The 23,472-nt window shown below is 36.4% G+C and carries 20 protein-coding genes; 14 read left to right on the forward strand and 6 right to left on the reverse strand.

Annotation, left to right across the window (positions count from 1 at the left end; genetic code table 11):
• Positions 1-61: 61 nt before the first annotated feature.
• Complete coding sequence (gene yeiL / locus KQI94_RS02860) at positions 62-727, reverse strand: transcriptional regulator YeiL (protein WP_002369194.1); 666 nt, start codon at positions 725-727, stop codon at positions 62-64.
• An 88-nt stretch (positions 728-815) separates the two neighbouring features.
• Between yeiL and KQI94_RS02865 the strand changes: the two genes are divergently transcribed.
• From KQI94_RS02865 to KQI94_RS02880, 4 genes are all read left to right on the forward strand, one after another.
• On the forward strand, positions 816-1,466 hold the full coding sequence (locus KQI94_RS02865) for a membrane protein (protein WP_002390307.1): 651 nt from the start codon (positions 816-818) through the stop codon (positions 1,464-1,466).
• Positions 1,467-1,783: 317 nt separating this feature from the next.
• Positions 1,784-4,489: a cation-translocating P-type ATPase gene (locus KQI94_RS02870; protein WP_002390306.1), complete on the forward strand. Its 2,706-nt coding sequence runs from the start codon at positions 1,784-1,786 to the stop codon at positions 4,487-4,489.
• A 69-nt stretch (positions 4,490-4,558) separates the two neighbouring features.
• Positions 4,559-5,095 (forward strand): GNAT family N-acetyltransferase, encoded by a 537-nt coding sequence (locus tag KQI94_RS02875; protein ID WP_002369197.1) that lies wholly within the window; start codon positions 4,559-4,561, stop codon positions 5,093-5,095.
• Between the two features lie 69 nt (positions 5,096-5,164).
• Positions 5,165-5,605 carry a hypothetical protein gene (locus KQI94_RS02880; RefSeq protein WP_002385841.1) on the forward strand — a complete coding sequence of 147 codons (441 nt, stop codon included), beginning with the start codon at positions 5,165-5,167 and terminating at the stop codon, positions 5,603-5,605.
• Positions 5,606-5,847: 242 nt separating this feature from the next.
• Here KQI94_RS02880 and KQI94_RS02885 read toward each other — a convergent pair whose 3' ends face one another.
• Positions 5,848-6,009, reverse strand: a complete 162-nt coding sequence (locus KQI94_RS02885) for a hypothetical protein (protein ID WP_002357133.1) — start codon at positions 6,007-6,009, stop codon at positions 5,848-5,850.
• A 33-nt stretch (positions 6,010-6,042) separates the two neighbouring features.
• Positions 6,043-6,399: a hypothetical protein gene (locus KQI94_RS02890; RefSeq protein ID WP_002357135.1), complete on the reverse strand. Its 357-nt coding sequence runs from the start codon at positions 6,397-6,399 to the stop codon at positions 6,043-6,045.
• A gap of 179 nt (positions 6,400-6,578) precedes the next feature.
• Between KQI94_RS02890 and KQI94_RS02895 the strand changes: the two genes are divergently transcribed.
• The 7 genes from KQI94_RS02895 to KQI94_RS02925 all read left to right on the forward strand — a co-directional run bounded on the left by KQI94_RS02895 (position 6,579) and on the right by KQI94_RS02925 (position 15,374).
• A complete protein-coding gene (locus KQI94_RS02895; protein ID WP_002369198.1) occupies positions 6,579-7,913 on the forward strand; it encodes an FAD-dependent oxidoreductase in 1,335 nt (444 codons plus the stop codon).
• Positions 7,903-9,369, forward strand: coding sequence for a helix-turn-helix domain-containing protein (locus KQI94_RS02900; RefSeq protein WP_002390305.1), 1,467 nt, complete (start codon positions 7,903-7,905; stop codon positions 9,367-9,369). The genes KQI94_RS02895 and KQI94_RS02900 overlap by 11 nt, the downstream gene beginning before the upstream one ends.
• Positions 9,370-9,645: 276 nt before the next feature.
• Positions 9,646-11,151 (forward strand): glycerol kinase GlpK, encoded by a 1,506-nt coding sequence (gene glpK / locus KQI94_RS02905; protein ID WP_002357138.1) that lies wholly within the window; start codon positions 9,646-9,648, stop codon positions 11,149-11,151.
• A gap of 20 nt (positions 11,152-11,171) precedes the next feature.
• A complete protein-coding gene (gene glpO / locus KQI94_RS02910; protein WP_002369200.1) occupies positions 11,172-13,001 on the forward strand; it encodes a type 1 glycerol-3-phosphate oxidase in 1,830 nt (609 codons plus the stop codon).
• 5 nt (positions 13,002-13,006) lie between these two features.
• Positions 13,007-13,726 (forward strand): MIP/aquaporin family protein, encoded by a 720-nt coding sequence (locus KQI94_RS02915; protein ID WP_002357140.1) that lies wholly within the window; start codon positions 13,007-13,009, stop codon positions 13,724-13,726.
• A gap of 282 nt (positions 13,727-14,008) precedes the next feature.
• On the forward strand, positions 14,009-14,536 hold the full coding sequence (locus KQI94_RS02920; protein WP_002390303.1) for a 5-bromo-4-chloroindolyl phosphate hydrolysis family protein: 528 nt from the start codon (positions 14,009-14,011) through the stop codon (positions 14,534-14,536).
• A complete protein-coding gene (locus KQI94_RS02925; protein WP_002369202.1) occupies positions 14,529-15,374 on the forward strand; it encodes a hypothetical protein in 846 nt (281 codons plus the stop codon). The genes KQI94_RS02920 and KQI94_RS02925 overlap by 8 nt, the downstream gene beginning before the upstream one ends.
• Positions 15,375-15,690: 316 nt before the next feature.
• Here KQI94_RS02925 and KQI94_RS02930 read toward each other — a convergent pair whose 3' ends face one another.
• Together KQI94_RS02930 and KQI94_RS02935 are read right to left on the reverse strand one after the other, a co-directional pair.
• Complete coding sequence (locus KQI94_RS02930) at positions 15,691-17,199, reverse strand: helix-turn-helix domain-containing protein (RefSeq protein ID WP_002369204.1); 1,509 nt, start codon at positions 17,197-17,199, stop codon at positions 15,691-15,693.
• A 118-nt stretch (positions 17,200-17,317) separates the two neighbouring features.
• Entirely contained in the window at positions 17,318-19,231 is a 1,914-nt protein-coding gene (locus KQI94_RS02935) for a PfkB family carbohydrate kinase (RefSeq protein WP_002390302.1), read from the reverse strand.
• A 146-nt stretch (positions 19,232-19,377) separates the two neighbouring features.
• On the opposite strand from KQI94_RS02935, the gene rihC reads away from it, so the two are divergent.
• The 3 genes from rihC to KQI94_RS02950 are packed head-to-tail and all read left to right on the forward strand — an operon-like array spanning position 19,378 to position 22,221.
• Complete coding sequence (gene rihC / locus KQI94_RS02940; RefSeq protein ID WP_216454314.1) at positions 19,378-20,331, forward strand: ribonucleoside hydrolase RihC; 954 nt, start codon at positions 19,378-19,380, stop codon at positions 20,329-20,331.
• A gap of 16 nt (positions 20,332-20,347) precedes the next feature.
• Positions 20,348-21,721, forward strand: a complete 1,374-nt coding sequence (gene dcuC, locus KQI94_RS02945) for a C4-dicarboxylate transporter DcuC (RefSeq protein WP_002369206.1) — start codon at positions 20,348-20,350, stop codon at positions 21,719-21,721.
• Between the two features lie 11 nt (positions 21,722-21,732).
• Positions 21,733-22,221, forward strand: a complete 489-nt coding sequence (locus KQI94_RS02950; RefSeq protein WP_002369207.1) for a GNAT family N-acetyltransferase — start codon at positions 21,733-21,735, stop codon at positions 22,219-22,221.
• A 78-nt stretch (positions 22,222-22,299) separates the two neighbouring features.
• On the opposite strand, the gene KQI94_RS02955 is transcribed toward KQI94_RS02950, so the two are convergent.
• The gene (locus KQI94_RS02955; RefSeq protein ID WP_002369208.1) at positions 22,300-23,328 is read right to left on the reverse strand and encodes a lactonase family protein; all 1,029 of its coding nucleotides are present in this window, start codon (positions 23,326-23,328) and stop codon (positions 22,300-22,302) included.
• Positions 23,329-23,472: the final 144 nt, after the last annotated feature.

Genomic DNA, 23,472 nt, shown 5'->3' on the forward strand with positions numbered 1-23,472 from the left:
TCTTTCTTATTAATAAGAATAGGGTAGCGGGAAGCGCACTATTTGTCAACAATCCACCACTTTAACTCTTCATTTTTTGCACAAAAGAATGTAACGCTAAGCGGTTGATGTGATAAGTAGTTCCTTGTTTTTGAATAAAGCCGCGCTCTCGAAATTGTTTGAAGGTATAAATAAGATGGCGATAACTAACCCCTAAGTATTCGGCAATCTCAGTATGTTTTTCTTTATAAACATCTTCGTGATTAGCGGCAACCAATAGCAATTCCGCTAGCCGATAACTTAGTTCATAGGTCTGATTCGTTGTAAAGTGGTCCACCCGTTGGAGCATTTTTTTTCCTAGATAATGGCTGAGTTGCTGCATAAAAAGCACCTTTTTTTTTAAAACAGTTTCTGCGTAAGCTAAAGGTACAGCCAAACAACAGGTTTCACCTAAGGCGATAACGTCCTTGGTTATCGTTTCCGCTTGAACTAATGTTAAATCGCCAATTAAATCACCTGTCGTTAAAAACTGAACAATGGATTGGCGGCCATTGCGTTCTGTTTTTAAAATTTTCGCTTTTCCTTTGATTAAATAAAAAAGATAATTTAATGGCTCTGCTTGGTGATGAATGAATTCTTGATTTTCAAAATCGATAATAAAACTGTGTTTTAAATCAGTTTCATTAAAAAAAGGCGTATTTTTAGCTAATTCTTGTTTCGGTGATCTTTGGTAGGCTGTTTTAAGCATTTTTTCTCCTTGTAATAGGAGATATCTCCTATTTGTTTCTTCTATTGTAGCACATAATAGACGTATCAAGAGTAGAGGAGTTTTTATAATGTGGAAGAAAAAAATTGTGCTATCGTTTCTTTTTTATTTAATTAGTGCATTGGGCATCAGTTTGACAATTCAAGCAGGCGTTGGAGTTAGTAGTTTTAATGCATTTAATGTGACCTTTGCAACACTTACTCATTTAAAAGTCGGGACGGTTACCACAGCTATCAATTTCGCTTTTTTAGGCACGTGTTGGTTGTTAGATCAGCAGCGTAAAATTCAGGACTATTTGATTATTTTGGTGGCGTTAATTGGCTTTGGTTTTGTCATTAATTTTTTCTTATATCAATTATTTGGTTCGCTTGTTTTTCAAAATTATTTGGTTAAAATTGTTCTATTTATTTTAGGGACAATCATAGCAGGAATCGGGACAGGACAGGTAGTTGCGCTAGGTATTTTGCAATTTCCCATTGAAAAATTTTGTACACTTATTTCTGAAAGAACGCGCTATAGTTTTCAGTTTTATCGTTATTTAGTTGATATTTTTTGTGTCAGTTTAGCACTAGGATTGTCCATTAGTTATCATTTGCCGATTTTTGTTCGTGAGGGAACCGTGATTAGTCTTTTCTTACTTTCTTGGGTTATTAGTTGGTCGCGAAAGCGGGGGCAACAGCGTATTTTACGAATACAAATCAAGAAACTGGAATCCGAATGAAAGGATTTCAGTTTTTTTCAAATGAGCAGAACTTTTATTTGAAAAAAAGAGTGGAAAACGGTATACTAATTAAGTAATTATTCATAACATTGGTTCTCCAATCAATGTTAAATAGTTTTTTCATGAGGGAGTAACTGACAGTATTTATGCTGTGACAACATCACCAACTCCGAAAGCAATTTCTGGTGTTGTCTTAAACGGTGAGACTTATGTATGTTCGACGAAGTAGCATACACAAGTCTATTTTTTTTCATTTATTTTTGATGAAATGTAAAATAGTACTTGAAGGATGCTGCAAAAAATAGAGGAGGAAGAACATGTCAGAAGAAAAGAAAACACAATTGTCTGAAGCGTTTTACGCACAAGACGACACAGTTGTTTTGGAGAAAATGAACACAACAACTGATGGATTAAGTGCACAGGAGGCTCAAAAGCGTTTAGAAACGTACGGGGAAAATGTGCTAGATGAAGGGAAGAAAAAATCACTTGCCGTGAAATTCTTTGAGCAATTCAAAGATTTTATGATTATTGTTTTATTAGCGGCAGCGGTCATTTCAGCCGTCTTTTCCCATGATGTGGTAGACTCGATTATCATCTTAGTGGTTGTTATCTTGAATGCCATCTTTGGGGTCATCCAAGAAGCCAAAGCGGAACAAGCCATTGAAGCATTAAAAGAAATGTCTTCACCAAATGCGAATGTTCGCCGTGATGGACACGTCATTACTGTTAAAAGCGATGAATTAGTGCCAGGTGACATTGTTTTATTAGAAGCAGGGGATGTCGTTCCAGCCGATTTACGTTTATTGGAAGCGAATAGCTTAAAAATTGAAGAAGCAGCGTTAACCGGTGAATCTGTTCCAGTTGAAAAAGAAGTAACCATCTTAGAGGGAACCGATATTGGTATCGGTGACCGAATCAATATGGCTTATTCCAATAGTAATGTGACGTATGGACGTGGTCTTGGCGTTGTGGTTGGCACAGGGATGAATACAGAAGTCGGTAAAATTGCTGGCATGCTAGCAAGCGAACAAGAAACGGAAACGCCTTTAAAACAAAACTTAAACCAATTGGGTAAAATGTTAACAATTGCCATTTTAGTCATTGCAGCGGTGATGTTTGTGGTAGGAATGATGAATGGTCGTTCATGGATTGACATGTTATTAACGTCAATTTCGTTAGCTGTAGCGGCAATTCCAGAAGGATTACCAGCGATTGTCACGATTATTTTGGCTTTAGGTACCCAAAAAATGGCCAAGAAAAATGCGATTGTCCGTAAGTTACCAGCCGTTGAAACATTAGGAAGTACAGATATTATCTGTTCAGATAAAACAGGTACGTTAACCTTAAATCAAATGACCGTTGAAGCGTTGTATACAGATGGTCAAGTTTTATCTGCTTCCACAGAAATCCCTGCCGATAATATGGCTTTAAAAATCATGAACTTTACGAATGATACAAAAATCGCTCAAGATGGTTCATTAATTGGTGACCCAACAGAAACTGCCTTAGTACAATTTGGTTTAGATCATGCGTTTAACGTAACCGAAAAAGTAGCAGCTGAACCTCGTGTGGCAGAGATTCCTTTTGACTCTGATCGTAAATTAATGACTACTGTTCATGAATTAAAAACAGGTGGCTTCCTAGTTTCTGTCAAAGGTGCACCAGATGAATTATTGAAACGTTGTACGGAAATCTTATCAAATGGAGAAACAAGTCCATTAGATGAAACAAAACGTCAAGAAATTTTGAAAACAAACACCTCATTAGCGAAACAAGCCTTACGTGTTTTAGGAATGGCTTATAAATATGTTGAGACGATTCCAGCCGAAATGAGTTCTGAACTTGTGGAAAAAGATTTAACATTTGCTGGTTTAGTCGGTATGATTGACCCAGAAAGAAAAGAAGCTGCAGATGCTGTAAAAGTCGCGAAAGAAGCGGGTATTCGTCCAATTATGATTACGGGTGACCACCGTGATACAGCAGAAGCAATTGCGGCACGTTTAGGCATCATCAAAGAAGGCGACGACGATGCAGTCATTACAGGCGCTGAATTAAATGAATTGTCAGATGAAAAATTCGCACAAGTCGTGGGACACTACTCTGTCTATGCTCGTGTTTCACCAGAACACAAGGTTCGGATTGTTAAAGCGTGGCAACAAGAAGGAAAAGTGGTTGCTATGACTGGTGATGGCGTAAATGATGCCCCAGCCTTAAAAGCTGCTGACATCGGGATTGGTATGGGAATTACCGGAACAGAAGTATCAAAAGGTGCTTCAGATATGGTCCTTGCCGATGATAACTTTTCAACAATTATTGTGGCAGTAGAAGAAGGACGTAAAGTTTTCTCAAATATCCAAAAAACGATTCAATATTTACTTTCAGCTAACTTAGGGGAAGTATTAACCTTGTTTATTGCAACAATGCTCAATTGGGATACCTTGTTACCTGTTCACTTATTGTGGATTAATTTAGTAACGGATACTTTCCCAGCGATTGCGTTAGGTGTGGAACCAGCAGAACGTGATGTGATGAGCCATGAACCTCGTGGTAAAAAATCGAACTTCTTCTCTGGCGGCGTTTTAAGCAGTGTTGTTTATCAAGGGATTACGCAAGGGGCATTGACTTTGATTGTGTACAAAATGTCAATTATGTTCCCAGCACATACCGTAGCTAACACAAACTTATCGGCGCAAGCGTTGTATGATTTACAACACGGCGATGCTTTAACCATGGCCTTCGCTACTTTGGGATTAATTCAATTGTTCCATGCCTTTAATGTGAAGTCGATTTATCAATCAATTTTCAAAGTTGGCTTATTCCGCAACAAATCATTTAACTATGGGATTCTTGTTTCGTTCTTGCTATTAGCTGCAACGATTGTTATTCCAGGATTTAATGATTTATTCAGCGTCACACATTTAGATGCATATCAATGGGCAATTGTAGCAGGTACTTCTTTTGCTATCATCCCAATTGTGGAAATTGTGAAGTTCTTCCAACGTAAAGCAGGTAAAGGTGCTTAATAAATAAGAAAAGAAAATTGGCTGGTACTTAAACCAGTCAATTTTTCTTTATGTAAGGAGTGAAAGGGCTTGAAACGGAAAATTATTTTCGAAACAGAACGACTTATTGTCAGAGAATGGCAGTCGGAAGATAAAGTGGAATTGAAAAAATTTTTGCAAGATGAAAATGTGATGTATGCCTATGAACACGCTTTTTCTGATGAAGAGGTTGCAAACTGGCTAAAGTGGAACTTACAGTCCTATCAAGAATACGGCTACGGTTTATGGGCGTTAGAGAAGAAGCGAACAGGCGAAGTCATCGGCGAGTGTGGACTCACCAATCAATTAGTAAAAGGCGAGAGCTATACAGAAATTGGTTATCATTTATGTGTGAAAGAATGGCACAAAGGGTATGCGATTGAAGCTGCCGCAGCGACAAAACAGTACGCATTCGATGTATTAAATTTTCCAGAAGTTATTTCAACGATTCGTGATACGAACTTAGCCTCTATAAATGTCGCTATTCGAAACCAGATGCTTGTTAGGGATCGATACATTAAAACATACCGTGGCAAAACGATGCCTCACTATGTTTTCTCTGTTAAAAATCAAAAGAATAAAGACTGAAAAAGTGCCACTTGTCAGATGGAATAGAAAAAGTGTAAAATGGAGTGAAAGAGAAAAGGGAAAAGAGGGATGGTTATGAGACCAAATTTAGGATTTTACGTTCAAACAATTAATGATATCGTTAAAACAACAGAAGATATTGGCGAAGTCATGAATCCATATTACGAAGAAGTTCGTCAAGCGATTGATAAGAATAAAGTGAATGATTTAACAGCTGAACGAATTGCAGAAATTCAAGCAAAATTTAAAGAAGGTACTGAAAAATATGAATTAATGCTCAAAAAAGTCGGAACATTAAAACCAACGCCACAAGTACTTGGCATTCACAAAAAATTTCAACATGCTTATACAGAATATGTAGCAGGATGCAATGAAATGATTTTAGCAACAGATCCAGAAACAGGTATTGATGCAGATTTATTTAATGCTTCAGAGGAAAAGCAGGATCAAGCAACGGATGAATTAACCTTTGCCATTACGCGAATGAGCAACATTCTTTTGAAAAAATAAAAAACTAATAAAAATAACTAACGAATTTAATATTTTTTTCATGTCTTTTTTATGGACAAAAGAGAAAGTGTATTGTATTATTAATTCATACCAACAACAACCTTTTTATTTTTCATTTTACTCTTATTGAGTAAATACTCCTTTTCCATCGGCAAAACTGCCGGTGGTTTTTTTTGTTATTTTTTTTATTTAATAATAAAACAACCTTTGATTTTATTAAAATCAAAGGTTGTTTTAGCTTGTTAATTTTCAACATTTCGCACATAATCATCAAAGTATTGGATTAACTCTTTCTTGATTTGTTGATAATCTGCTTCAGAATAGTTCTTTTCTTCTAGCGTACCATTAAAAAATGGCAAATTTAATTCTTCTTTTAAACGTTCAATCACTTCTTCTTGCTTCATAAGGACCCCTTCTCAACGAATTGTTCTCTTCTATTATAGAACATTGTAGTCATCCGTCAATTGTTCAAAGGCAATTTTCATTTCCTCTAGACGTTCATTCAATTGATTGGTTTCATCTTCTTCATTGAAAAAATGTTGTTTTAATTCAAAATAAAAATTTTCGAAGGCTTGGAAAAAAGGCTCAGACTTGTTGTTTTCAAGAGCAGGAACACTTGTGTAGAGAACACGAGCGCTATGGTAGTAAGTGAAAACCTCGTTAATATTTAATAAAATACGCGCTTCTTCAGGGCGTGGTCGACTTGTAACTAAGTCATGTAAAGATAAACTTTTTGTATGGGTTTCAGATAAATAAAATAAAAATAGTTCCAATTGCTCTTTTGTTGCAGACATGAAAACTCCTCCTCAAACAGTAGTAACATTTATTATAAATGAAAATGAAAGTGCTTGAAAAGCAATGCGCTCAGCAAAAATAATTATTTTAAGGGAAAACTATAGTTGTTGCTTTAGCATTCTTTTTAATCATGATAAACTGAGAGAAGTATAATAGGTCCTGACAGAGGAGGAAACAAATGAAAATTGTGATTATTGGTGCATCATTCGCAGGTATTTCCGCAGCAATTGCTTCAAGGAAAAAATATCCCCAAGCAGAAATTTCTTTAATTGATAAACAAGCAACAGTGGGGTATTTATCTGGTGGCTTAAGTGCGTATTTTAATCATACCATCAATGAATTATACGAAGCACGTTACATAACGGAAGAGGAATTACGTCGTCAAAAGATTCAGTTGCTTTTAAATAGAGAAGTTGTGGCAATGGATGTTGAGAACCAATTGATTGCTTGGACACGAAAGGAAGAGCAACAGTGGTATTCTTATGATAAATTGATTTTAGCGACAGGCGCGAGCCAGTTTTCCACGCAAATTCGTGGTAGTCAAACAGAAAAACTACTCAAATATAAATTTTTATCAGGTGCTTTAGCGGCTGTTCCATTACTGGAAAATAGCCAGACAGTAGCCGTCATTGGTGCAGGACCCATTGGAATGGAAGCTATTGATTTTCTTGTGAAAATGAAGAAAACGGTCCATGTCTTTGAAAGCTTGGAAAATCTATTGCCTAAATATTTTGATAAAGAAATGGTCGCAGAAGTTCAAAAATCTTTGGAAAAACAAGCAGTAATTTTCCATTTTGAAGAAACGGTCCTAGGAATTGAAGAAACAGCAAATGGTATTGTTCTTGAAACAAGCGAGCAGGAAATTTCTTGTGACAGTGGGATTTTTGCTTTAAACTTACATCCTCAATTAGCCTATTTGGATAAAAAAATTCAACGGAATCTGGATCAGACAATCGCGGTGGATCCTTATTTACAAACTTCAGTGCCGAATGTTTTTGCCATCGGAGATTGCATTTCAGTTATGAATGAACCAGTCGCGGAAACTTTTTATGCTCCGTTAGTGAACAATGCGGTACGAACTGGCTTAGTAGTCGCCAACAATTTAGAAGAAAAAACACACCGATTCATTGGCTCTTTGCGAACAATGGGAACAAAAGTGGGGGACTATTACCTTGCTAGTACAGGTCTAACCGAAACGGAAGGTTTATTTTTTCCGCAAACACTTGCTTCCATAATTGTTAGACAGCCAGCGCCGCCTCTACAACATGGGACAGAAATTTTAGGCAAATTAATCTATGATAAAGTGACGCAACGGGTCCTTGGTGCACAGCTTTGTTCAAAAAACAATTGTTTAGAAAAAATAAATACGTTAGCATTAAGTATCCAAACAGGTCAGACACTGACAGACCTATTACAAAAAGATTATTTTTATCAACCTGCCTTAACCAATATTTATGATATTACAAATTTGATGGGTGCTTCAGCTTATTGGAGAGAGAACGATGAAAGTTGAGACGTTATTGGAAAAGAAAGCGATGCGACAATTATTAACGGTGCAACAAACCATCTTAGCAGGCGGTACCTGCTCAGTCTCTGATTTAACAGCATTTTTAGCGGTCACAAAAGCCTCCTTTGAAAAAGACTTAGAGGATTTACATTATTTTTTGAAACCTTTTGGACAGGATTGTCAGCTTACTTATGATGGCCAACAGCTATCAATCACCTTATCGGATTTTTTTTCGTTGAATCATTTAATTGAAGCATTTGTAAAAGAGTCTCTTAAATTTCAACTTTTAGATTATTTATATCGTAATAAAGAGTTTTCTATTGTTCAATTAACGACTAAATTTATGATCAGTGAGTCTTCTTTATTTCGAAAGATTAAGGAACTCAATCAATTGTTAGCCGCCTTTGATTTGCAAATAAAAAATGGACAACTACAGGGAGAAGAATTGCAGATTCGTTACTTTTACTTTCAGTTGTATTGGTATATTACTCCCTATGAAATACACCAGAAAAAAACGATGTCGCCGTTAAATAAACGGATAATTGAAGGGATTGAGACTGGCTTAGGTTTTACTTTTAATGAACATAATGCGTTAAAAGTTAGCCTTTGGTTGAGTATTACGAAAAAGCGCTTAGCGGTCACTTCAAAAAAATATCAACAATTGAGAAAGAAAATGATTGATTTTAAAGAAGATCCGTTATTTAAGCAAGTTCGACAATTGTTTTTCCGTTTTTCTAGTCGCTATTCATTAGAATTAGACGAAGGAGAAAGCATGATTCATTTTGTTTTTCTAATCACAATGTCGGTCTTACCAGAATCAGCTTTTGATGAATATTCCTTAATTCGGGGACGTCGTTCCGCTGTTTCTTTAGCTGATACGTTTATCTTGGAAAATGTGGTCTTGTATTATCGGCCCCATAAATTTGAACCTACTCTTGAGAAAACCATGGCTTACTATTTTTCACAAATTCATGGAAAACTGTATTTTTTTAAAGGAGAATTGGAAGTCTTTGATCGGGCCCATATCTGGGAAAAAGAACAGCAATTATCTAGTCGGGAATTAGCTTCTTTTTCAACAACGTTATTAGAAAAAGCTTTAGCTTGTTTTGATGAAACGTATCAACCAGGAGATAGTTTGCATGAACTTTCTCTGGTCAAATATTTAAGCGTGTTGGCATTAATTGAATTTAAAATGATTGGTGAAATAAAAATTGGAATTCATTTAGCAATGGATGCTCTTTATCAAGCGGCGTTAACACAAGTATTAATGCTTAGTCTTAAAAATATGAATGGCACGCTGGTGGAGAGGTATCAGCCTGAACAAACATATGATTTAATTGTGACCAATTATCAGCAAACGAGCTATCAAGGAACACCGGAAGTCTATGTTTTGTCAGAATTAAGTTCGACCTATGATGTGCAACAATTAAAAAAGAAAATACGCGCCTTGCGGGAGAAATAAACAAAAGGTTGGTGTGACGGAAATTGTCTGATCCTCGCACCAGCCTTTTTACAACTAAAAGTCGAAAATTAGGCTTTTTTAAACAAAAATGTTTCTTTTTATTGAAAAATTAGAGATAATAAAAGTATTATTGAAAGCGTTGTCTTTGTTGGTTTTAGTAGAAATCCTTTCAATTTTTTTAAAATAAAAAAAGTTTTTGACATGTTTAGTTATTCTTTTGTTTGTAAGATAGGGACATAAAGAAAACGATTTCAAAAACGTTTAGGAGGAATTATCATGGCAGAAGAAAAATACATTATGGCGATTGATCAAGGAACGACTAGTTCTCGTGCAATTATTTTTGATAAAAAAGGAAACAAAATTGGTAGTTCGCAAAAGGAATTTACTCAATATTTTCCTAATGCAGGCTGGGTGGAACATAATGCCAATGAAATTTGGAATTCTGTTCAATCCGTTATTGCAGGTTCTTTAATTGAGTCAGGAGTGAAACCAACGGATATTGCCGGAATTGGGATTACAAACCAACGGGAAACAACCGTTGTTTGGGACAAAGCAACTGGGTTACCCATTTATAACGCAATTGTTTGGCAATCACGCCAAACGACACCTATTGCTGATCAACTAAAAGAAGATGGCTACAGCGAAATGATTCATGAAAAAACTGGGTTAATCATTGATGCTTATTTCTCAGCAACGAAGGTTCGTTGGATCTTAGATCACGTAGAAGGTGCGCAAGAACGTGCAGAAAATGGAGAATTGATGTTTGGGACAATTGACACTTGGCTCGTTTGGAAATTAACGGGAGATACTCATGTCACTGATTATTCAAATGCAAGTCGGACGATGTTGTTTAATATCCATGATTTAGATTGGGATCAAGAAATTTTGGATCTTTTAAATATCCCACGAGTGATGTTACCGAAAGTCGTTTCGAACTCTGAAGTGTATGGATTAACAAAAAATTACCATTTTTACGGAAGTGAAGTACCTATCGCTGGGATGGCTGGTGACCAACAAGCCGCCTTATTTGGTCAAATGGCCTTTGAACCTGGGATGGTTAAAAATACCTATGGAACAGGCTCATTTATTGTCATGAACACTGGCGAAGAACCTCAACTTTCTAAAAATAATCTGCTTACCACTATTGGCTATGGCATTAACGGCAAAGTATATTATGCCTTGGAAGGAAGTATCTTCGTGGCTGGTTCAGCGATTCAATGGTTACGAGATGGCTTAAAAATGTTGCAAACGGCTGCGGAATCTGAAGCAGTAGCCAAAGCGTCAACAGGGCACAATGAAGTTTATGTGGTTCCTGCATTCACTGGTTTGGGCGCACCATATTGGGATTCACAAGCGCGTGGGGCTGTCTTTGGATTAACACGCGGTACCACGAGAGAAGATTTTGTCAAAGCGACACTTCAAGCAGTTGCGTATCAAGTTCGTGACATTATTGACACGATGAAAGAAGATACAGGCATAGACATTCCTGTCTTAAAAGTAGACGGTGGAGCAGCAAACAATGATTTCTTGATGCAATTCCAAGCAGATATTTTAAACACTGCTGTTCAAAGAGCCCATAACTTAGAAACAACGGCCTTAGGCGCAGCTTTCTTGGCGGGCTTAGCGGTTGGCTTCTGGAAAGACTTAGAAGAAATCAAAGCATTCCAAGAAGAAGGACAACAATTTGAACCAATTATGGCGGAAGAAGAACGAGAAGATTTATATGAAGGTTGGCAACAAGCAGTAGCAGCTACCCAACAATTCAAACGTAAAAATAAGTAAATGGAAAAGGGGAATTTTCTATGACTTTCTCAATAGAAACACGCCGACAATCAATCGACGCTTTAAAAACACAACACTTAGATGTCTTAATTATTGGTGGTGGCATTACTGGCGCAGGCGTTGCCCTGCAAGCCAGTGCCGCTAAAATGAAGACAGGGTTAATTGAAATGCAGGATTTCGCAGAGGGCACCTCTTCACGATCAACCAAATTAGTTCATGGTGGTATCCGCTATTTGAAAACGTTTGACGTGGAGGTGGTAGCAGATACAGTGAAAGAACGAGCCGTCGTTCAATCCATTGCGCCACACATCCCTAAAGCGGATCCCATGTTATTGCCGATTTATGATGAGCCAAATGCAACATTTAATCTATTTTCTGTCAAAATAGCAATGGATTTATATGATCAGTTAGCTGATGTAACAGGTACCAAGTACGCCAACTATTTGTTAACAAAAGAAGAGGTTTTGGCACGTGAGCCACAACTAAAAAGTGAAGGTTTACAAGGTGGCGGTGTTTATTTAGATTACCGAAATAATGATGCTCGTTTAGTTATTGAAAATATTAAACAAGCAGTAGCTGACGGGGCACATGCTGTGAGTCGGGTTCAAGCGGTTGGCTTTTTATACAATGATGAAGGGAAAATTACTGGCATTCAAGCAAAGGACCTACTAACTGACGAACAGTTTGAGATTCACGCAGATGTTGTGATTAATACTACTGGTCCTTGGTCAGATAAATTAAGAGGCTTAGACAAAAATGATTCATTTACACCACAAATGCGTCCAACCAAAGGGGTTCATTTAGTTGTCGACAAAAGCCGTTTAAATGTTCCTCAACCAACGTATTTTGATACAGGTAAACAAGATGGCCGCATGGTCTTCGTTGTTCCAAGAGAAGAAAAAACATATTTTGGGACGACGGATACAGATTACCATGGAGACTTTCAACATCCAACAGTAGAACAAAGTGATGTGGATTACCTATTGGAAGTAGTCAATAATCGTTATCCAGAGGTACAATTGACAATTGATGATATTGAAGCCAGCTGGGCTGGCTTACGACCTTTAATTTCTGCTAACGGTGGCTCAGATTATAACGGGGGAAACAATGGCAAACTTTCAGATAAAAGTATTGATGAAGTCATTGATGTCGTTGACAGATACCAAAAAAACCAAACAGATAAACGAGAAATTGAAGAAGTCCTAAACCATCTAGAAGACAGTTTGGTGGAAAATAAAGTCAATCCTTCAGCTGTCTCTCGAGGCAGCTCATTGGAAAGATCAGCGGATGGCTTGCTCACTTTGGCTGGTGGGAAATTAACAGATTATCGTAAAATGGCAGAAGGTGCGATGAAAATGATTCAAACCATCTTAGCAGAAGAATACCAGAAAGAATTCACCTTAATTGATTCTAAAAACTATCCAGTTTCAGGCGGGAAATTGAACCCTGCAACGGTAGACGAAGAATTAGAAGCGTTGGCAAAACATGGCGTATCTAAAGGGTTAAGTGAAAAGGATGCACTATACTTAGCTCATTTATATGGCTCCAACGTACCAACTGTTTTTGAAATGATTGATGATGCCAAAGTAATTCCTGGTTTAACCTTAACAGAAACTGTCTCTTTAAACTATGCGATGGAAGAAGAAATGGCTTTAACACCCGTCGACTTTTTATTGCGACGGACCAACCACTTATTATTTATGCGTGATCGTTTGGACCAAGTGAAAGCGGGAGTCATTGAAGAAATGGCACAGCATTATCAATGGACAGCGGAAGAAAGAGCACGACACATTGAAACATTAGAAAAAGTAATTGAAGAATCAGATTTAAAAAATTTGAAAGTAGGGTGAAAAAAATGGGAACTTCGATGATGACACAATTATTCGGTGAATTTTTCGGAACAATGATTTTAGTTTTACTAGGGGATGGCGTCTGTGCCGCAGTTAACTTGAAGAAAAGCAAAGCCTTTGCTTCTGGTTGGGTCGTTATTGCTTTAGGTTGGGGCGCTGCTGTTACATTAGCTGTTTACATGTCTGGGTATATGAGTCCAGCGCATTTAAATCCTGCTGTAACAGTTGCGATGGCAATTACTGGAAACTTTGAATGGGGCATGGTTTTACCTTATATCGTAGCTCAAGTCCTAGGCGGTTTTATTGGTGGTTTAGTTGTCTGGTTAGCTTATTTACCCCATTGGAACATTACAGAAGACAAAGGTGCTATTTTAGGAACCTTCGCTACTGGTCCAGCTGTCCGTAACTATCCAGCCAATGTTTTAACAGAAATTATCGGCACATTTGTCTTGGTTTTTGGCTTACTAGCCTTTTCTCAAAACGACTTAGCGGCTGGCATTAACCCAATGCTTGTTGGGATTTTGGTCTTAGGACTAGGTCTATCATTAGGCGGACCTACAGGTTATGCAATTAACCCTGCACGTGATTTAGGACCTCGTTTAGCGCACCAAATTATTCCTGTGAAAACAAAAGGTGATTCTGATTGGGCTTATTCTTGGGTGCCAATTGTGGGACCTATCTTAGGTGCTTCATTAGCTGCAGTAATTTATTTATTCACTATTTAATAAAATGAAATGTAAATAGTTGTTTTAGACAATAAAAAACGCTTGTGAGAAGTAATCAATTCTTGCAAGTGTTTTTTGCTACATATTAAACCAAAAAAGATTTCGTTAGACATTTAGACAATTTGTCCAAATGCGGAACAGAACAATTTTCCTATATGATACAATAAAAGTGCACAAGTAATTTGGGAGTAACATTTCATACTTATTTGTCAATTTTAAGCTGGACAATGTGTTCAGTAATATATACTAATTTAAAAAGGAGTACATGATTTGAATGGGATAATGGTTTTGTTAGTGGGCGCTGGGTACATCGGTTGGGTTATTTATAGAAATGGTCGTACGTATTTCCGTTATAAAAAAAATCTAAAAAAATATCAAACGACGCACCATCTAACGGACAGTGACCTAGAGATGTATCAAAGAATTATGGACGAATTAAAAAAACAAATTATTTATTTAAACGAACTAACGAATAAGTCACGAAATTTAAAAAAAATTGAACAAGTAGAACTGGGTGTTGCTTCCGCTAAGGGCATCTTTAAACACTTAGTGAAGTATCCAGAAGCAATTACTCATTTTAGTGATTTTTTATATCATAAGGTACCAGAGATTTTACGAGCATCAGAACGGTTTTTAAGCATTAAAGAAGATAAATTGTCAACAGAAGAAATAACCCTTGCAACCAATGGTATCTTAAGTACCATACGAGTGTTGTCGGAAAGTATCACAGATGATTACGAAAAATTAGTCTCCGAAGCATCTGAGGAAATTGCCTTATCAAAAAAATTAGTGGAGAGAAAAAATGGCTAAACAAAAGAATTTTTATGATACATATGATGCGCTTTTTCAAAAGCCAAAATGGTCGTTTTTTCCTGTCACAAGAACAGACACAGTAAAGCAACTTCCTAACCCAAATAAAAAAGTGGTAAAACCACAGACGAAAAAAAAGAAAAAACAAAAAAAGAACAAAAAAATTATTTGGATAGGCATTGCTGTAGCAATTGGCTTTATAGTATATATTGATCTTGCGGAGAAAGATGATTATTGGGATTACTCCGCTTCATCAGAAGATGTTTATCCTTTAAAAGAAGCTGGACTTACCACAACTGGACCTGTTGATTTAGAAAAACCACTAAAAGTCACAATAGAAGAAAATAAACTTTTATTTAATCAAGGCTACCAAATAGAAATTATCGGCGATGCCGATATTGAAACCAGTGGCGGAAAGAACTTTTTAATTTTACCTTCTACAGAGGAGTATCCAGATACAAAATATCTAGGCAATATCAGTTTTTATGAAAAAAGAGACTATTATACATCGGCAGGTATGTACCTTTCTGGCAATCTTGTCAACAGTCTTTCTGATTATTTGGATACAAGTAAAGAGTTTATCAAAGCATACCCAATTGATAAAATTGCTGATGTACAAACCGGCTATATTTTAAAACGGAATCAAGGATATACAGACATCTCAAAATATTATCTCTTTAAAGATGGAACAGGATTTGAATTAGAAGTCTCTGTTGACCAATTGGAAAAGGTCAAAGATCCCAAAGACTATTCTTCTTTTGTAAAAACATACGCAAAAGAAGTCGCTTTTATAGAAAAAAGTTTTAAATTTGAGTCTACTGATGAGGAATCTCGATAGAGAAAATAGTTTTCAGCTTCAAGTAGCGCCTAGCAATACCTTTGTTGAAAAAATGTAAGAGCCTGAGACAAAAATCACTTTGGATTTTTGTCTCAGGCTTATAAACTGATCAGCGGTGGAAGCGTAGCACTTTAAGGACTGAAGTACGACGTGTACCCACTTACTAGATTGTCTTTGAAGGTAACGTAGAAAAGAACAGCAATATACAAGCGACCTACAAACTATTTTCTGTCAGACTAAAACTGGCAGAAGTGGTTTGTAGGTCGCTTGTTTTCATTATGGTTGGTGAGACAAGTTAGCGCTTGTGGTGTTTGTTTTAATATTGCAAATCAAAAATGGCGATACTTATTTTACTGAAAATTAGTTCCCAATCTTCTCGGGTTAATTCTTCTTCTAAAATGTAAATTCGGTCTATTTCTTTTGGTAAATCAAATAAGGGATAGTCAGTAATCACAATATCACAACTAGAAAAATCGGTTCGTTCAAAAATAATATCCTCACTAAATGCTTGCTTGATTTTCATCATAATAAAGCTAGCAATGTAAAAATCGCGAGAATATGCAACACCAATTTTAATTTTTTTGCGGGGACTATAGTGCTTATAAATTCGTAACAACAATTCACATGTCCAAATTGGGTTCTCCTGATCCTTAAATCTTAACTGATAAGAGGAATGCGCTGAAAAATTTTGATAAAAAGCATAAATTTCTTTCTGTAAATCTTTTTGATAAGTACTATTTTTATTGACTAAAAAATCTAGAATTGCGGTATTTGGTTGCTGTGAAATAAATAATTGGTTATAGATAATATTTTTAAATAAAATAAGTAAGAAGTAATGACGATCAAATTCACGCATTTTTGGAATTTGAAAAACTTCGCAAAAATTGGTTAATAAAGAATCAACGTAGAAATATTCTGGGCAAGAAATTTCATTTAGAGCAGCCAGTAAATCTTTGGCTCGTTTTGCTGAATCAAAATTATCAATGGCAATGGGTGCAATGATATCTACAACCCGCTGTTGATCTTCTGAAAAATTTGATTGGGAACAAAAAATAGTTTGTTTTGAGTCTGAGAAAAGCCTTAAATAAGGATGTTCTTCAAATTCTTTTTGGAGATCATCTTCACAAGTATATGGAAAGCGATATTTTGCGATGTGTAAAAGTAAATTTAATTTTAGTAGAGAAGCGTGTTCCAAGCGTTCAAGAATTTCTGGTTTAATATGCTGCGTCAGTATATCTTCAAAATAAGTAGAGGTATAACGTGGTAAGGCTAAGGTATTTAAAAAGATGGTCCAGTAGACATCAAGAAAAGCATATAGGACTTGAAATTCAGAACCTGTAATCACTTTACTCGCCGAGGGGGAAAAATGGACGGAAATTCCATACAAACCAAATAGTTTATTAATGTTATTTAACCGTTTGTAAATGTAAGATGAGCTAAAATTAGTTTCTTGACTCACTTTCCAGACAGAATTGTTTTCTTTTTTGATAATTGCTTGAAAAAGAATGAAGTCAGTAGAATGGACACAGTAATAATTAAATAATAAAAAATAGTGGGAAAGAAAATCATTGGAAGTCGTATGTAATGAAATTTTTCCGTGATGTATCTGAATCTCTAAGGTATTTTCAGGAAGGGTTGCTAAGTCTTCTTGAATTTCACGAAGATAAATTGATAAATTTTTAGTAGAAAGATCGAATTTTCGGGCAACACTAGATAAATCAAGGTTTGTTTGTTTTGCTAAGTATAAAAAGACAGCCAATTTTTTTTGTGTTTTCTTTGAAAGTAAAAATGTTTTTATGGCATCTTGTGTTTTGATGAGACTCACTCCTTAGTAATAACTTCTCTTTTATTATAATAGTTCGCCTAATAAATTGTAATAAAAAAGAACAATTCTCATTGGTTTATGAGAAAATAACAAGATATTCAGCAGGAAAACACCTGTGTCAGTCGACACAGGTGTTACGATGAGCAAAAAGAGCGGGTTCTTTTTTTATCAAATAATTTTCCAAAGTGACGTGATCAACTAAAGAATCAATCACCCCTTCTTTAGAAACTGAAAATCCTGCAGCCTGAATTGCTATTTGAATGGCTGCTTCAGTCGGATAACCTTTCGAAAGATAGGAGGCGAGCGCGCTGATAAAGCTGTCACTGGCACCAGTGCTATCCACAGCTATATTTTCTGTTGCAGGAAAATAGTGGCACACTTGGTGTGTTTTTAATAACACGCCTTTTTTTCCTAAAGTAACAATGACATTTTTTACGCCCGTTTCTAAGAAGTACGCCGCTTTCTCTTCTAATGTACCAGTATCTGGTTGAAGTTCCAATAATTCATCTTCATTGGGAATGAAAAAATCAACCTTTTCTAGTATATTCACTGGAATATGATGAATAGCAGCTGGTTTTAAAATAATCGGTACCCCTGAATGTTGGGCGATTTCACAAGCCTTTTCTACAGCAGACAAAGGAATTTCTGTTTGAATGAGACAAAAACTGGCATCCATAAATAGGTGTTTTTGCTGTGCGATTTTTTTAGGTGTAAGCGCTGTGTTTGCACCAGGTAAGATTGAAATCATGGAGTCGCCGCTTGTCTCAACATAAATATAAGCTTGACCAGTCTCAGTATCTTGAATACGTGTGATACCATCTGTCGTAACGTGGTATTTTTCTAATTCTTTATATAAGTAATTCGCATCTGTGTCTGAGCCTAAACAACCAATTAAGGTGGCCTGATGCCCCAGTTTGGTTAAGCCAACAGCTTGATTTAATCCTTTTCCGCCGGGGAATTTAGCATAGCTAGACAGAAAATTTGTTTTGCCGTTATGTGGTAAATTTGTTGAATACAGATAATTATCAACGTTTAAACTACCCACTACAATCATTTTGCTATGTGGATTAACACTAGACATGCCTAATGTATTTTTGTGATCTAGCACCAATTTTTCAGCCTCATTAATCAAGGCTGTTTTTTCTTTGCGTTTGTTAAGCAATGATAAGGCTAACTGGCTGCCAAACGTCTCTGTATCTAATAAGACGGAAGAAATATGATCAGGTAAAAATGAACGATCAATTTTTCGCTTAATTGCGAGTAAAGAGTAATTATCGGGGGTTCGCAAACCGCTCTGCTTTAAAAGCTGTTCCAAAAAAACAGCCTGGGTATAGTCATCAGTAAGGATACCCGTAATCCCATCTGTGATAAGCTGATTACTGAAATCAGCAGGGATAGTAGTTAAAATATTTTCTTTACTAAAGGGTAAATTGACATCAAATAAGGCTTTTTTATAGCCTGCAATAATTGCTTCTTTATATTTTGGGTTAGTGACGAAATAACTAATTTTTTTATGGTTATTCTGTAATAATTCTTGGGTTAAAACATAACTAGCTTCTTCATAAAGCCCCGCTAGAGAAGGTAATTCGTTAGTTGAGTGATTGACGAAATAGTAAGGAATCGTTAATTCTTCTATAAATTTCGCGTATTGTTTACTGTTTTCATTGATTGGGTCCCAAATAATGCCACTGGCTTGTTTTAAAGTTGGCGAGGTAATATTTTTCAGTTCTTGTTCTAAACTACCGTGACTATTTAAAATCAAGCAGTTATAGCCATTTTCTTGAGCTTTATCAATAAAGCTCGTAACCCAAGCCTCAAAAGTTTCATGGCTATTTAATAATAACACGAAGGTTTTTGTAGTACTATTTGTGACGAGATTTGCTGAGTAAGGTGTGTAGTTGTAATCTCGAACGATTTTTAAGACACGCTCACGGGTTTCTTTACTAATAGTTTGATCTTTATTATTTATAATTTTGGATACAGTTGAAGCGGAAACGCCAGCTAATTTTGCAATATCTTTAATATTCATCATTTTCGTCCTTTCACTGAACTCTTTTTTATAGTAAGCATTCTAAAAGCAGAAAGTCAAGAAAAAGCCTAATTATTTATTATTTAGAAATTCTGCTTGACTTTTAATGAAAGCGCTGTTAATCTCGAATTAAGAAAACGTTTCCGGAAATGTTTTTCCTAAATGTGAATGGAGGAAGAAAAATGGATACAAAGAAAAGACCGATCATTATTGATACGGACCCAGGAATTGATGATGCTGTAGCTTTAGCGATTGCACTGAATCATCCTAACCTAGAAGTTCGCTTAATAACGACGGTTGCAGGGAATGTAGATGTAGAAAAAACAACAAATAATGCCTTGAAACTTGTCGATTTTTTTGGGAAAAAGGTTCCTGTAGCCAAGGGGTGTAATTGTCCGTTACTTATTCAATTGGAAGATTCTGCTGAGATTCATGGGGAGACTGGCATGGATGGCTTTGAGTTTCCGCAACCTATCTCTACGTGTTTAGATATTCATGCAGTGGAAGCTATGCGAAAAGAAATTCTGTCTAGTGATGTTCCTTTGACCATTGTTCCAATTGCTGCATTAACGAATATTGCTTTGTTACTGACCCTCTATCCAGAAGTCAAAGAAAATATTGCAGAAATCGTCATGATGGGTGGCTCATTAGCAAGGGGAAATACAAATACAAGTGCCGAATTTAATACGTATGTCGATCCACACGCTGCACAAATTGTTTTCCAATCAGGTGCCCCGCTAACAATGGTAGGATTAGATGTTACAAGTCAAGCTGTGTTAACGAATCATGAAGTAACAGCCATCAGAGCGCTTGGTAGAGTTGGGGAAATGTTTTATGGTCTTTTCCGTCATTATAGAGGCGGCAGTCTAACTACAGGTTTGAAAATGCATGATGTCTGTGCGATTGCCTATTTAACTTCACCAGAATTATTTGAGACAACTGAAACGTTCATTGAAGTTGCTTTGGAAGGTCCAGCTGCGGGAGCTACTGTTGCGGATTTAAAAATGAAGTATCATAAAAACACGAATGCCGTTGCCTGTATAGATGTAAATGTTGAAGCTTTTCAAAAATGGGTTGTCGAAAAAATGAAAGCGGTTAATTAACTGAAGGAGGATAAGTATGATTGAAAGTTTATTGGTGTTGGTCGTTTTAGTTGTTGTAGCCTATTTGATTGTAAAAAATTATCATCCCGCACTCAGTTTAATTATTGGTGCGCTTGTTCTACTTGCATGTGCATGGATGTTAGGACATCCCATTTATCCTGCAGGGGAAGGAACCGGTTTTGGATTATTTGATATTTTCTTGAAGTTTAAAGATACAATTATTGCACAAGTGAGTTCAGCAGGAATTGTAATTATGATTCTTTTTGGTTATTCAGGCTATATGAATGCAATCGGGGCCAATCAGATGGCTGTCAACTTTTTGGTGAAACCATTAATGAAGATTAAACGTAAATCGTTATTTGTCCCTGTGGTCTTTTTAATTGGAAATTTAATGTCACTAGTAGTTCCTAGTGCATCAAGCTTAGCGATTATTTTAATGTCTATATTATATCCGATGCTAGCCAGCATGGGGATTTCATCATTAACTGCTGCAGGTGTGATTGCAATGACGGCAACTATCATGCCAACACCTTTAGGCGCGGATAACGTAATCGCCGCAAATACCCTTGGTTATGATGTGTTAAATTATGTTGTATGGAATGCCAAAATTTCACTGCCATCGTTATTAATCATTGCGGTTGCACAGTACTTCTGGCAAAAATACTGCGATAAAAAAGAAGGTGAGGCTGCCTATGTCTCATTAAATGAAGAAGGCTTAAGCAAACAAAAAGAATTTGATGTTCCTAAATTTTATGCAATATTGCCAATATTACCGCTATTATTAATTGTTGGAGTGGGAATCGCAGGAATGTTTATTAAAGGAATAACGATGGATATTTTTGTTCTTACATTTATTTCTTTCTTCATTGCGGTATTGGTTGAGACGCTTCGCTTGAAATCTTTTAAAAAAGTTCAAGATACAGCTGTCGAGATGTTTAAAGGAATGGGGCAAGGGTTTAGTCAAGTTGTGATGCTTGTCGTAGGTGGTTCATTATTCACGTCTGCGATTCAAACGTTAGGAATTATTGATAGTATTATGGCCTCTGTCGAAGCGTCAAGTTCAGCAGGAATCGTTACGACCTTAATTTTCAGCGGTGCAACGACCTTTTTTGGAATTTTAAGCGGTGGTGGACTGGCAATGTTTTATGCGGTTATCGAACTAATCCCTGGGATTGCCGAAAAAGCTGGGATTGATGGTATTTTAATTTCCTTGCCAATGCAGATGATTGCGAATTTAACTAGAACGATTTCTCCTGTAGCAGCAGTTGTCATGATTGTCGCATCAACAGTAGGAGTTAGTCCCATCAGAATTTTAAAGCGGACGAGTGTACCGACCATCATTGGCATTATTAGTGTGATTGTCTTGTCGATTCTATTGTTACCTTATTAAGAGAATAAACAATGAAAATTAGAGTGGCTGATGAGAAAGAGTTACCGATGATTCTTCAATTTTTAACAGAAGTAAAGGCATACATGGACGTTGTGGACATTACGCAGTGGACAAAGGACTACCCTTCTCAAGAAGATATCCAAGAAGACATTACAAAAAAACGGTTGTATTTGCTAGTGCACGAAGAAATGATTTTTTCAATGGCAACGTTATGTATGGAGCAGGAACAAGACTTTGTTTGGCTAAAGCGCTTTGCAACTTCGCCTAATTATATTGCCAAGGGTTATGGCAGTTTGTTGTTCCATGAATTGGAGAAACGAGCAGTCTGGGAAGGAAGACGTAAAATGTATGCTCAAACTAATCATACAAACCATAGAATGATTCGATTTTTCGAAAGTAAAGGGTTCACAAAAATTCATGAATCTTTACAAATGAATCGCTTAGATTTTGGCTCTTTTTATTTATACGTTAAAGAATTAGAGAAGCAATCCATCGTTTAAAATAAGAAAACAGGAGTCAGATGCAAAAATTATTTAGCATCTGACTCCTGTCGTTTTCCAAGGAAATAGTCAACTTAATTATACAAATAAAACACAAACACATTCGGGAACAGCAACATCTTTTTGAATCATTTCTAATAAGCCTGTTTCTTGGTTCCGACGATAAAGTGTTAAATTATCAGAGTCTTGATTAGCAACAACGATGAAATCTTCAGAAGGATCTAAATCAAAATCTCTCGGAATATCGCCTTCTGTTGAAATTAATTGAATTCGTTCAATCGCTTCGCCGTTTTCTGAAACAGCATAGACAGCAATCGAGTTATGGCCACGGTTTGAAGCATAAAGGAAACGGCCATCAGAAGAAATACGAATTGCAGCACCACCATTAAACGCATCATAATCAGCAGGCAAAGTAGAAACTTTTTGTAATTCAGTAAAAGAACCATCTGTTTCATCATATGAAAGAACTGAAACAGTGCTATCTAACTCACCAAATAGATAAGCCAATGATTTTGTTGGGTGGAACACTAAATGACGTGGACCAGTCCCTGGCTCAGTCACGAATTGAGCGATTTCAGAAAGCTTTCCATCTAAGCTAACATTATACGTATACACACGATCGGTTCCTAGATCACAGACGACTAAGCGTTGATCAGGCGTCAAATCTGTGTAATGAACATGGGCATTGTTTTGATTTTCATGAGGACCAGTTGGCTCTGTATGAATCACTTTGTCAGCATCTTCCAAAGAACCATCTTCTAAGATACGATACACGTGAACGATACCTTGGTGATAATTTGCTGCATAGACAAGTTGTCGGTTTTCGTCAACAGCTACATAACATGGCGGCGCACCTTCCTCAGTTACTTTATTCAATAAGTTAAAATGGTCCATTTCTGATTGATAAGCGGCAGTGCCACCTTCACCGTCAACACTAGTGACGCTAAAAAGTTCGCCCTTTTGACTCAGAGCAAGATAGGTAGGACTCGTTTCTTCTAACAAAAGTGTCGCTTCTGTTAAACGACCTTGTGTCGTATCTAATGCAATTTTATAAATGCCTTGGCTGGCTCTTCGAGTATAGGTACCTAGTAAAATTTGTTCTAACATCACAATTCCTCCAATTTGTTTCAACACAATCACTTTTTATGAAAGTGCTTTTATATAATGTAGTATACCATAAGAAGTCTAAGAACAATAAAACTTTCTATCTGAGATGTTCGCATTTTAAAGTGGTTTGTGCTATTATGATGA

Origin of the sequence: Enterococcus sp. S183_ASV_20, from assembly GCF_018919685.1 — a bacterium.
In the GTDB taxonomy this organism is placed as follows: Bacteria; Bacillota; Bacilli; order Lactobacillales; family Enterococcaceae; genus Enterococcus; species Enterococcus faecalis.

Excerpts from the sequence above, each read along its gene's own strand:
- KQI94_RS02890 (WP_002357135.1), bottom strand. The coding sequence starts at position 6,399 with ATGTCTGCAACAAAAGAGCAATTGGAACTATTTTTATTTTATTTATCT.
- KQI94_RS02915 (WP_002357140.1), top strand. The coding sequence starts at position 13,007 with ATGGGAACTTCGATGATGACACAATTATTCGGTGAATTTTTCGGAACA.
- yeiL (WP_002369194.1), bottom strand. The coding sequence starts at position 727 with ATGCTTAAAACAGCCTACCAAAGATCACCGAAACAAGAATTAGCTAAA.
- KQI94_RS02865 (WP_002390307.1), top strand. The coding sequence starts at position 816 with ATGTGGAAGAAAAAAATTGTGCTATCGTTTCTTTTTTATTTAATTAGT.
- rihC (WP_216454314.1), top strand. The coding sequence starts at position 19,378 with ATGTTTTTCCTAAATGTGAATGGAGGAAGAAAAATGGATACAAAGAAA.
- KQI94_RS02885 (WP_002357133.1), bottom strand. The coding sequence starts at position 6,009 with ATGAAGCAAGAAGAAGTGATTGAACGTTTAAAAGAAGAATTAAATTTG.
- KQI94_RS02900 (WP_002390305.1), top strand. The coding sequence starts at position 7,903 with ATGAAAGTTGAGACGTTATTGGAAAAGAAAGCGATGCGACAATTATTA.
- KQI94_RS02950 (WP_002369207.1), top strand. The coding sequence starts at position 21,733 with ATGAAAATTAGAGTGGCTGATGAGAAAGAGTTACCGATGATTCTTCAA.
- KQI94_RS02925 (WP_002369202.1), top strand. The coding sequence starts at position 14,529 with ATGGCTAAACAAAAGAATTTTTATGATACATATGATGCGCTTTTTCAA.
- dcuC (WP_002369206.1), top strand. The coding sequence starts at position 20,348 with ATGATTGAAAGTTTATTGGTGTTGGTCGTTTTAGTTGTTGTAGCCTAT.
- KQI94_RS02935 (WP_002390302.1), bottom strand. The coding sequence starts at position 19,231 with ATGATGAATATTAAAGATATTGCAAAATTAGCTGGCGTTTCCGCTTCA.
- KQI94_RS02895 (WP_002369198.1), top strand. The coding sequence starts at position 6,579 with ATGAAAATTGTGATTATTGGTGCATCATTCGCAGGTATTTCCGCAGCA.
- KQI94_RS02920 (WP_002390303.1), top strand. The coding sequence starts at position 14,009 with ATGGTTTTGTTAGTGGGCGCTGGGTACATCGGTTGGGTTATTTATAGA.
- glpO (WP_002369200.1), top strand. The coding sequence starts at position 11,172 with ATGACTTTCTCAATAGAAACACGCCGACAATCAATCGACGCTTTAAAA.
- KQI94_RS02880 (WP_002385841.1), top strand. The coding sequence starts at position 5,165 with ATGGTTATGAGACCAAATTTAGGATTTTACGTTCAAACAATTAATGAT.
- glpK (WP_002357138.1), top strand. The coding sequence starts at position 9,646 with ATGGCAGAAGAAAAATACATTATGGCGATTGATCAAGGAACGACTAGT.
- KQI94_RS02870 (WP_002390306.1), top strand. The coding sequence starts at position 1,784 with ATGTCAGAAGAAAAGAAAACACAATTGTCTGAAGCGTTTTACGCACAA.
- KQI94_RS02955 (WP_002369208.1), bottom strand. The coding sequence starts at position 23,328 with ATGTTAGAACAAATTTTACTAGGTACCTATACTCGAAGAGCCAGCCAA.